Origin of the sequence: Flectobacillus sp. (genome assembly GCF_049240685.1) — a bacterium.
In the GTDB taxonomy this organism is placed as follows: Bacteria; Bacteroidota; Bacteroidia; order Cytophagales; family Spirosomataceae; genus Flectobacillus.
Window position 1 is genome coordinate 42,304 of record NZ_JBMLSD010000399.1, and the last position, 10,796, is coordinate 53,099.

The following is a 10,796-nucleotide window of genomic DNA, read 5'->3' on the forward strand; positions in this document are numbered from 1 at the left end:
TTTGAGTATTAACTAGTTGTTGTTTTTTTTGTTTTAAAAAAGTACCCCAAATCTAGGATACCACAAATGTATTAATTTTCAGTCTTTTTTTTACCTGCTAACTGCCCGCAAGCTGCATCAATATCTTTTCCTCTTGAGCGACGAATATTTACTACCATACCTTTATCTTCCAAAAACTTCGCAAATTTTTCCAAAGTCAATGGGTCTGTATTGGTATAGTTTGCCTCGGCAATAGGGTTGTATTCAATAATATTAACTTTGCAAGGAAACTGCTTGGCGAATTGCCAGAGTTCCTTTGCATCTTCTAAGGTATCGTTGAAACGATAGAAAACGATATATTCAAGTGTAATTCTACTTCCTGTTTTCTTGTAAAAATACTGTAAGGCTTCTTTGAGGGCTTCTAAGGTATTGCTCTCATTGATTGGCATAATTTGATTTCGCTTTACATCGTTAGCAGCGTGTAAAGACAATGCCAAATTGAATTTTACTTCATCATCGCCTAATTTTTTAATCATTTTGGCAATACCCGCTGTCGATACCGTAATGCGTTTGGGCGACATCCCAAGCCCTTCTGGCGATGTAATATGCTCGATTGATTGCAGTACGTTGGCATAGTTCAACAAAGGCTCGCCCATACCCATATACACAATATTGGTCAATGGCGTTTGGTAATGCCCTTCTGCTTGGTCACGGATGCGCACCACTTGGTCATAAATTTCGGCAGGGTCAAGATTACGCTTGCGATCCATATAACCTGTAGCGCAAAACTTACACGTTAAAGAGCAACCTACCTGTGAGGATACACAAGCAGTCATACGATCATCGGCAGGAATGAGTACGCCTTCTACCAAATTTTGATCAAATAACTGAAACGATGATTTTATCGTTTTGTCAGATGATACTTGCTTTTCTGCTACTGTAACCGCACGAATTTCAAAGTTTTCGTCCAATACCTCTCTCATTTTTTTAGAGAGGTTTGTCATTTCGTCAAAACTTTGTACAGATTTTTTCCAAAGCCACTCATATACTTGTTTGGCTCTAAATCCTTGCTCACCCTTTTCTACCAAAAACTCTTTAATTTGGCTAAGGCTCAGCTTTCTAATATCTTTTTTGTTAGCTACTACAACTTCCATAATAAACTTTATACTTAAATCGAGATGAGTCGATATGCCCACTTTCTAAGACTCTCAACATTTCTGACGAGTACTCCACGAAAGATACTAAAGGATAATGATTTTGGTTTTTTGATTTCGGAAGTAAGTAATAGAAAAGATTAAAATAATAGTATATCTGAGGCAACATTTGACTATAATCTTTTGATTATGAATATTTTCAAATAACCAATATACTGTTAACTAATAACGTTTTTCTACTTACAACCCGCTTTTTACTTAATATTCTATCAACAACAAAGTTGTTTTACTTTATTTCCAAAATCAGAAATTCCCAATCTGCAATAGTTGAACCTCTTTCGTAGAACTTTCTTTCCTAATACTGTGCGCCGCTCATCTTTTTTGTGGCTACAACTACCCTAGGATAGTCTAGTGTGAATAAACAAGTGATTGCTTTTGCAAAGGTACGACTAATTTTTATCGGATTGATACTGAGAGAGGTAGTTAAATACAATGATTTATCGCATTTTATGGATTCATTGTATTTTTGTAAAAACTTATAAACTATTGTTATACAGTTTTTTACAATTTAATAATATTCTATGAGTTGGTTGGAAGACAACCCTCTTATGATTGATGAGGCTCGCTAAATCTCTTAATTTGTGTAGGAACTTTATCCACAGCTTTTTCTATAATAGAAGGAGCAAATGGTTTTACAATAGGTAATAAATAGTAGGGGCCTTTCTCGTTTTTGGGAGGAATTTGCACACCAATCGCCGAGCCAAGCCACAGAATAATACTAATCCCAAAAGCCCAAGTCATTCCACCAACCAAAGCACCTACCAAGGAATCAAACTGACCCAATACAGTTGCTTTGATAGATTTACGAAGTACCCAACCCAATTTATTGATTAGATACACAATCGGGAAAAACACCGCTCCAAATCCTACATAGGGCAAAACTCTATCTGTTACCTTACTAGTCATGTAGGGCGATAACCAATCTGATGCCACACCAAGTGTTTTGAAACCAATAATAACAGAAATGATAAAAGCCAAAATAGAAATTACTTCTATAATAATTCCTCGTTGGTAGCCAATAAAAGCTCCCCACAAAATTGGAAGAAGTATAAAAATATCAATGACTTTCACAGCATAGAAAGTTAGAAAACTGTTGATTTTGAGCAAATTAATCAAAATCAACAGTCAAAAATGTAAGAAAAATTATCCTAGAAGGGCTTTTACTGTAGCAGAAATAACTTTGCCATCAGCTAATCCAGCCAACTCTTTGGTAGCAACACCCATTACTTTTCCCATATCTGAAGGAGCAGAAGCACCTACACGAGCCATAATTTCAGACAATTTTGCCTTTAATTCTTCTTCGGTTAGTTGTTTTGGCAAAAACTCTTCAATTACAGTCAACTCGGCTTGTTCTTTTTCAGCCAAATCGCTACGACCTTGCGCCACGAATACTTCCATTGAATCTCTACGTTGTTTGGCTGCTTTTGTCAAGATTTTCATTTCGGCGTCTGTAGACAATTCGCCAGTACTGTTACCAGAAGTTTCTTCTAATAAAATTAAAGATTTGATAGCACGAAGCGCTCTCAAACGATCTTGGTCTTTGGCACGCATGGCATCTTTGATACCACTTTCGATATTTGCTTTTAGTGACATAGTTCTATTTGATAAATAATTATTTTAAAATTAAGTGGGTATTCGATGTAAGAATTAGGCAAAAAAGTTTCTATTATTTTATGAGAAATACTATTTAACCTTTAGCCTACCGCATAAAGCCTGAAGCCAAAAGCATATCATCAACTCGCTCATTGCCCCGAAAACCAATTGCTGAAACCCGATACCCAAAATACTGTTTCTTACTTTTGAACAAAAATCATCCGCAAAACATTTCCATAACAGGAGCTATGCTATAACTTCACAGAAATTTTGTACAGTTTTTACAAAAATACAAAACTATTCAATCATTCACCATTACTCTCGACATTCGAGCACTTTTGTCGAGCATTGCTTTTGAATACTATGACTAAACTTAGTGTAAATATCAACAAGATTGCTACCATTCGTAACTCAAGAGGTGGCAACAATCCTAATGTGGTTAAAGTCGCTATGGACTGCGAGCGCTTTGGTGCAGAAGGTATTACAGTACACCCTCGTCCTGACGAGCGCCATATTCGTTATCAGGATGTATATGATTTGAAAGAAATCGTCACCACCGAGTTCAATATCGAAGGTAACCCTACCGAAGGCAAGTTTGTAGAGTTGGTATTAGCTACCAAACCCACGCAAGTAACCCTTGTGCCTGATGCGCTTGGCGCTATTACATCAAATGCAGGATGGGATACAATTACGCATAAAAGTCGCTTGCAAGATTTAATTGCGATGTTTAAGGAAGCAGGAATTCGTACCTCAATTTTTGTGGATGCCGACGAGCGTATGGTTGAAGGGGCTAAAGCAACAGGTACAGACCGAATCGAGCTTTACACCGAACCTTATGCAGAACATTACGCACAAAATCGTGAAGCTGCGATTAAGGATTTTATCAGTGCTGCTAAAGTGGCTAATCAACTAGGTTTGGGCATCAATGCTGGACATGATTTGAGTTTGGAAAACCTTCGTTACTTCCAACAAAATATTCCTAACCTTTTGGAAGTGTCTATTGGTCATGCCTTGGTATGTGATGCGCTCTATTATGGACTAGAAAATACCGTACAATTGTATCTAAGAGAAACAAAAGCTATAGATCAAAGAAAGAGTGTCAGGGTTTTATCACACCCCACTTCCATTTAACATCAATTTTCAGCAATTGTAAAATAAATACATATTTCATCCATTGACTTTTGTCAATATATGTTACTACAGATAATTTTGTAATTACTAAATAACTAATCACAAAATTATTGAACCTACTTACTTAGTGGCGGCTGAGGAGAAGGTTAATTAAAATTGTTAGAACTTCTGACTAACTATATGAACTCATTGTACAAAGTGGCGGCTTTGGAAAATAGGGTTCTATGTTGTCAGAAGTTTTTTTTTACATCTCCTTATCTCCTAACATTTCCTGTCCTTGAACTACCACCTTTATTCCTACTACATTTCCATCTTTTCTGATAAAAAATACAGCAGCACCATAATTGGCTTCTTCAAATTCATCATCTTGCTTCTTAGTCAACTTGGTCTCAGGATAATCTCCTGCCAATGCCACCAATGATCCATTTTTGTAATAAATTTTGATTTTAGGAATCTGGTCATTGGCTTGCATTATATAATTCCCAAAATAATCTTTGAAGCTCAATGAATCAGCATGTACTGAAATAGTCTGAGAAATCGTGATGTCAGACAACTGAGCTGTAGGCTGTCCTACCGAAAGCAACGAGGCGATAAGTAAATGATGCATGGTTAAAATGTTTGAGTTTATTCAGAAATTTGGGAAAGAAACCTTATACTATCAATTCATTTTCAAATATTTAACAAGAATATAAATTTTACTTTTTGTAATCGAACATTTCTTTGGGCAATGCCTACACACCATTGATAAGGAAAAACAGTAGTTCTTATTACACTCCTCGATAGATAAATCTCGTTAGAAGATTTTTCATCAACAAGATACCAAATTCTCTACAAAACTAAATTTATTATTAAAAAAATTACATAAAAATAGTATGCAAGCATAATATTTTTATGTAATTTTAGCAATAGTTTTTCTTCTCTAGTATTCAAATCATCAAAAACTAGCTTTTAACTATGAACGAAGCTTATATCTATGATGCCGTTCGCACCCCTCGTGGAAGAGGTAAATCTGATGGCTCACTACACGATATTCAACCTGTACAATTGGCTCAACAAGTATTAGAACAACTCCGTGACCGTAACCAACTCGATACCTCGTTGGTCGATGATGTAATTATGGGTTGTGTCACACCTATTGGCGAACAAGGTGCCGATATTGCTCGTACAGCAGTATTGGCAGCAGGTTATCCACAGTCGGTCGCGGGAGTTCAAATCAACCGTTTTTGTTCTTCTGGTTTGGAGGCAGTAAATATGGCAGCGGCTTATATCATGTCGGGTCAACAAGAATTGATCATTGCAGGAGGTATCGAGTCGATGTCGCGTGTAGCGATGGGTGCTGATGGTGGCGCTATGATGATGAATCCACAGCTTATCGCAACCCACAAATTTGTTCCTCAAGGTATCTCAGCAGACTTAATAGCTACAAAATATGGTTATTCACGTCAGGCAGTTGACCAATTTGCCGTAATATCACAGCAACGCGCAGCCGCTGCGCACGCAGATGGCCGCTTCAGCCATTCAATGTTTGGGGTAAAAGATGAAATCGGTATAGAGGTGCTCAACTACGATGAAGGTATGCGTCCAGACACCACCGTAGAAGGTTTGGCCAAATTGCGCCCTTCTTTTGAAATGATGGGACAAATGGGACTCGACCAGTTGGCGCTGATGAAATATCCAGAACTTAATGAAATCAATCACGTACATCACGCAGGAAACTCCTCACAAATTGTGGATGGTTCTGCGGGAATATTGATAGGAAATAAAGCTATTGGAGAAAAATTAGGACTAAAACCAAGAGCAAAAATCTCTGCTTTTGGGGTTTGTGGCTCAGAGCCTACCATTATGCTAACAGGCCCAATACCTGCAACGCAAAAAGTGCTCAAACGCAATGGAATGAATATTCAAGATATAGATTTATTTGAGATAAATGAGGCGTTTGCGGCTATTCCTATGCTATTTATGGACGTGTTGGGAGTTGACCACGGCAAAGTTAATGTAAACGGTGGAGCTATTGCTTTGGGGCATCCACTTGGCGCCACAGGTGCAATCATCTTGATGACACTACTCGACGAATTGGAGCGTACAGGTAAAGGTACAGGACTTGCCAGTTTATGTATTGGAGGAGGTATGGGAATCGCCACCGTTATTGAGCGTATTTAGGGCTTGCTCTATAATACTTAAATGATGATTCAACTTCTATTTAATGACGACACAAATGATTACTATCAATATCCAAAATAATGTAGCTGTATTGGGTATCAATATCGCCAATCAGCCTATGAATGTACTCAACAACGAATCTATTCCTGCGTTGTCTGAGGCACTTGAAAAAGTCTATACTAATCCTGATGTAAAAGGAATCATTCTGACCTCAGAACGACCAGAGTTTATTGCAGGAGCAGATTTGAAAATGATTCTTCAAAATAATGGGCGAGCTCCCGAAGAACTTTTCAAGCTTTCGATAAGTCTGAATACCATTTTCAGAAAAATGGAAACCAACGGCAAGCCTATTGTGGCAGCCATGAATGGCACAGCCTTGGGCGGCGGCTATGAGGTTTGTTTGGCATGTCATCATCGAATAGCACTCAACAATCCTAAATCTATCATTGGTTTGCCAGAAGTAACCATTGGCTTGTTGCCAGGTGGAGGTGGTACCCAACGTTTACCACGTATGATTGGAATGGAAGCCGCAGCACCGCTATTGCTCGAAGGTAAAAAAGTTTCTCCTAAGGATGCATTGGCTTTTGGTATGGTCAACCAGCTAGCAGATTCTCCAGAGGAGATGTTTCAGAAAGCTGTAGAATGGATAGAAGCACATCCAATTGCAGTACAGCCTTGGGATGAAATAGATAAAAAAACGGGAAAAATTAAGGCCAGAGAAAATTTCAAAGTACCAGGCGGAAATGTCTTAACGCCTAAAGGTGTACAACTGATGATGGGCGGGACTGCCATGACCCTTGCCAAAACCCAAGGAAATTATCCTGCCCCTATCGAGATAATGTCATGTGTATATGAAGGTTTGCTGGTCAATATAGACCGTGGTATTGTGATAGAAGCCCGTCATTTTGTAAAAGTAGCCAACTCGTCTGTTGCCAAAAATCTTATCCGAACAACCTTTTTCGGTCTGAACGAAGTAAATAAAGGAGCAGGCAGACCCAAAAATGTCCCAGCAACGCAAATCAACAGTATTGGGATTTTGGGCGCTGGTATGATGGGAGCAGGGATAGCGTATGTGTCAGCAATGGCAGGATTAAAAGTCATATTAAAGGATACTACATTAGAAAATGCGAAAAAGGGTAAAGACTATTCTCGTAAGCTACTCCAAAAAGGTATAGAACGTGGCAAAATGACTGCCGAGAAAGCTGAACAAATTTTAGCACTTATTCAAACTACTGATATTTACGAACCACTTCAGGGCGTAGACCTTATCATTGAGGCGGTGTTTGAAAACCCAAGCCTCAAGGCCGATGTTACACAAGCAGCTGAAAAGTTTTTACGAGAAGATGGTGTATTTGCTTCTAATACTTCAACGCTTCCTATTACCGAATTAGCTAAAGCGACCCAAAAGCAAGAGAATTTTATCGGGATTCACTTCTTTTCACCTGTTGACAAAATGCAATTGGTAGAAATTATCGTTGGCAAACAAACCAGTGACTATGCACTCGCCATGGCAATGGATTATGTCAAGAAAATTCGCAAGACACCAATTGTTGTCAATGACTCCAGAGGTTTTTATACTTCGCGAGTATTTAGTACTTATACCGCCGAAGGATTAGAGCTATTGAAAGATGGCGTAAATCCTGTAGTTATCGAAAATGTAGCCAAACAAATGGGTTTTCCTGTTGGCCCATTAGCTGTTTCGGATGAGGTAGCTTTAGATTTAGCTTACAAAATTTCGCACGAATCAGTTCAAGCTGGTGTATTATCGCCCGACGACACCGCGTATCAAATCAGTAAGCAGTTTACCGAAATGGGACGTTTAGGTAAAAAAGCAAAAGCAGGCTTTTATGAATATCCTGACCCATCCTCAGGAAAGAAGAAATATCTCTGGGAGGGCCTATCTCAATTATTTCCTTTAAATTCAATACAGCCTTCGGCAGAAGAAATAAAACAGCGACTTTTTTATCGCCAAGTACTCGAAACTGTGAAGTGTTTTGAGGAGGGAGTTCTTAGAACACCGCTCGATGCCGATTTGGGGTCTATTTTTGCTTGGGGATTTCCAGCTTATTTGGGTGGAACACTTTCTTTTGTGGACACAGTAGGAATTGAAAATTTTGTAAAAGAATGTGACCGCCTTGCAGATACCTACGGAGAACGCTTTAGACCAACAAATCAACTTCGTGAAATGGCAAAAGCAAACAAAGGATTTTATTGATTTCAGACTAAAGATTTTTGAATTAGATTTAAGTAGTGTACTTGAGGCACAAGGCAGTAAGCTAAAGAAAAAGGCGTTTTTATGAAATTACGAAGGCTTTCAGCTTTGGTTTTTCGGCTGTGGGTTTCGGGCAAAAGCATGTCTGGAGTTTTTAAAAATATTTTAACACTTTGCCTAAAGCCTAGGGCTTACAGCCCAAAGCACATAACTTATTGCTCACGATAACTGAATAAACTTTTTTACCTTAACTAAATTTAAAATACTAGGCTTCGGGATTTTCTCGAAGCCTAATTTTTTGTAGCTCCATATAGTAGGAATATATCTACTTTTTTAAACCTTTCCGTATAAGATATGTTAGACTAATAAAGGTAACACCCTCATTCATGTGAAACTTTCATTCAACAACATTAAAATTTTGACTAGGAATTTTTGAATAAAAAAACATTTATGACAATTCTGCAAGTAAGGCAATTATTAAACGAAAAATATACTCGAATTACTCAGTTGATTTTAACACTGATGTACATAGTTGGTTTGATTGGGTTACAATTACCTGTATTAAAACCCATTTTTCAAGAATTATCAGCTTTTAATTTGTGGGTATCAGCATGTTTACTTTTAGTATTTCATCAAGATTTCAACAAAAATTTTATTCTTTTTGGTATAGTGTCCTTTTTGGTTGGATACTGGATTGAAGTAATAGGTGTGCACACCGGACTTGTTTTTGGTCGCTATCAATATGGTCAAGGATTAGGAACGAAAATAATAGACGTTCCCGTAGTAATTGGAGCCAATTGGTTCATTTTGGTGTATTGTAGCGGAATAGTTTGGGAAAAATTCAAAGGGCATTTCAACCTCCACATTTCTCCTATTTTACAAGGAATCCTAATTGGTACACTCATGACTAGCCTCGACTATTTGATTGAGCCAGTAGCAATAACCTTAGATTTTTGGCAATGGGAAAATCATTTGATTCCTGTCCGCAACTATATAGCATGGTGGATTATTGCTTCGATTTTGGGTTATTACTTTAGTATTTCGAAATTTCAAAAACATAACTCATTAGCTATCTTACTATTTATCTTACAATTCGTATTTTTTGCAGGACATACTATTCTGTTTTTATTGAATAATTGAATTAATTTTGTTGAAATATAAAACCTTTTTATTGAACAAAGGTTTTACCTCTTACCATTTGGATACACATCCAAATTTTAATAAAATATAAGCTAGAATTCCTCTTTTTCTAGTTTGGGTGCTAGGGCATAAAGACCAACAAGACCAATCATGAGCAATTATTCTATCAAGGATCTCGAACAACTATCGGGCATAAAGGCACATACTCTCAGAATTTGGGAGCAACGATATGATATTCTCAAACCTACGCGTACAGATACTAATATCCGCACTTATGATGATACGGATTTGAAGTTAGTTTTGAATATAGCCTTACTCAAAGATCATGGATACAAAATTTCGGAGATTGCTCAAATGAGTGCCGAAGACATGGCGAAAGAAGTAATGGTAATTTCGGACAAACAAATGAATTATCCTGACCAAATCCATGCGCTTACTATTTCGATGCTAGATTTGGATGAAGAACGTTTCGAAAAAATTATCAGTACCAATACGCTACAGTTTGGATTCGAAAATATGATGATTAATATCATCTATCCATTCTTAAGCCGTATCGGTACTTTGTGGATGACAGGTTCAATTGGCCCTGCGCAAGAGCATTTTATCTCAAATCTGATTCGTCAAAAAATCATTGTGGCCATTGATGGTCAATTACCATCGTTGAGAATGGGTGCAAAAAAATATTTATTGTTCTTGCCAGAAGGAGAATTGCACGAAACAAGCTTACTTTTTGCCAATTACTTAGTGCGTGCACGACAAAATAAAGTTGTGTATCTAGGCCAAAGTTTGCCTTTCGAAGAATTAGTTTTTGCTTACAACGTTCACAAGCCCGACTATTTGTTCACGGTAATTACGAGCGTACCTGCCCAAGATGAGATTCAAAAGTTTGTATACAAATTAGCTCATACATTCCCTAATACCAAAATATTAATAACTGGTTATCAGGTAATTGGGCAAGATATTGATTGTCCAGACAATGTCGAAATTCTCACTCAAGTAAAACATCTTATCGATTTTGCAGAAGAATAAAATAGGCTGCATAAAGATTTTTTGAGATAATCCCTTTTGTATATTAAATTTAGATTTCGGAAATATGGCATACTTTCGCAGCCCTTATTTTATAAAAAGTTAGAACGTAACTTCTATTTTTCCGAAATCTAAACTCCTTCGTATAGTCCTAATTACTAATGTAAAATAAGCTTTTTGGCTTTCAGCTTTGGGCATTCGGCAAAACACTAAAAATCAATTTAACACTCCTTGCCTTGTGCCTGTTGCCTTCAAAACAAAACTTAAATTTTTGAGCCTTTGGCTCTCAGATATCGGCATTCGGCAAAACACTAAAAACCAATTTAACACTCTTTGCCTTG

9 protein-coding genes are annotated in these 10,796 nt (G+C 37.4%); 5 read left to right on the top strand and 4 right to left on the bottom strand.

The window, feature by feature from the left end:
- Positions 1 to 71: 71 nt before the first annotated feature.
- From rlmN to ACOVQ4_RS18220, 3 genes are all read right to left on the bottom strand, one after another.
- Positions 72 to 1,133 (bottom strand): 23S rRNA (adenine(2503)-C(2))-methyltransferase RlmN, encoded by a 1,062-nt coding sequence (gene rlmN, locus ACOVQ4_RS18210; protein WP_421822041.1) that lies wholly within the window; start codon positions 1,131 to 1,133, stop codon positions 72 to 74.
- A 606-nt stretch (positions 1,134 to 1,739) separates the two neighbouring features.
- Positions 1,740 to 2,264 (bottom strand): CvpA family protein, encoded by a 525-nt coding sequence (locus tag ACOVQ4_RS18215; RefSeq protein ID WP_421822042.1) that lies wholly within the window; start codon positions 2,262 to 2,264, stop codon positions 1,740 to 1,742.
- A gap of 72 nt (positions 2,265 to 2,336) precedes the next feature.
- A complete protein-coding gene (locus tag ACOVQ4_RS18220; RefSeq protein WP_421822043.1) occupies positions 2,337 to 2,786 on the bottom strand; it encodes a GatB/YqeY domain-containing protein in 450 nt (149 codons plus the stop codon).
- 363 nt (positions 2,787 to 3,149) lie between these two features.
- Between ACOVQ4_RS18220 and ACOVQ4_RS18225 the strand changes: the two genes are divergently transcribed.
- A complete protein-coding gene (locus ACOVQ4_RS18225) occupies positions 3,150 to 3,917 on the top strand; it encodes a pyridoxine 5'-phosphate synthase (protein WP_421822044.1) in 768 nt (255 codons plus the stop codon).
- Between the two features lie 244 nt (positions 3,918 to 4,161).
- On the opposite strand, the gene ACOVQ4_RS18230 is transcribed toward ACOVQ4_RS18225, so the two are convergent.
- Positions 4,162 to 4,524, bottom strand: a complete 363-nt coding sequence (locus ACOVQ4_RS18230) for a hypothetical protein (RefSeq protein WP_421822045.1) — start codon at positions 4,522 to 4,524, stop codon at positions 4,162 to 4,164.
- Positions 4,525 to 4,871: 347 nt separating this feature from the next.
- On the opposite strand from ACOVQ4_RS18230, the gene ACOVQ4_RS18235 reads away from it, so the two are divergent.
- The 4 genes from ACOVQ4_RS18235 (at position 4,872) to ACOVQ4_RS18250 (ending at position 10,458) form a co-directional block, all read left to right on the top strand.
- Positions 4,872 to 6,077: an acetyl-CoA C-acetyltransferase gene (locus ACOVQ4_RS18235; RefSeq protein WP_421822046.1), complete on the top strand. Its 1,206-nt coding sequence runs from the start codon at positions 4,872 to 4,874 to the stop codon at positions 6,075 to 6,077.
- Between the two features lie 43 nt (positions 6,078 to 6,120).
- Positions 6,121 to 8,292 (top strand): 3-hydroxyacyl-CoA dehydrogenase NAD-binding domain-containing protein, encoded by a 2,172-nt coding sequence (locus ACOVQ4_RS18240; protein WP_421822047.1) that lies wholly within the window; start codon positions 6,121 to 6,123, stop codon positions 8,290 to 8,292.
- A gap of 447 nt (positions 8,293 to 8,739) precedes the next feature.
- On the top strand, positions 8,740 to 9,429 hold the full coding sequence (locus ACOVQ4_RS18245) for a carotenoid biosynthesis protein (RefSeq protein WP_421822048.1): 690 nt from the start codon (positions 8,740 to 8,742) through the stop codon (positions 9,427 to 9,429).
- 150 nt (positions 9,430 to 9,579) lie between these two features.
- Positions 9,580 to 10,458 (top strand): MerR family transcriptional regulator, encoded by an 879-nt coding sequence (locus ACOVQ4_RS18250; protein ID WP_421822049.1) that lies wholly within the window; start codon positions 9,580 to 9,582, stop codon positions 10,456 to 10,458.
- Positions 10,459 to 10,796: the final 338 nt, after the last annotated feature.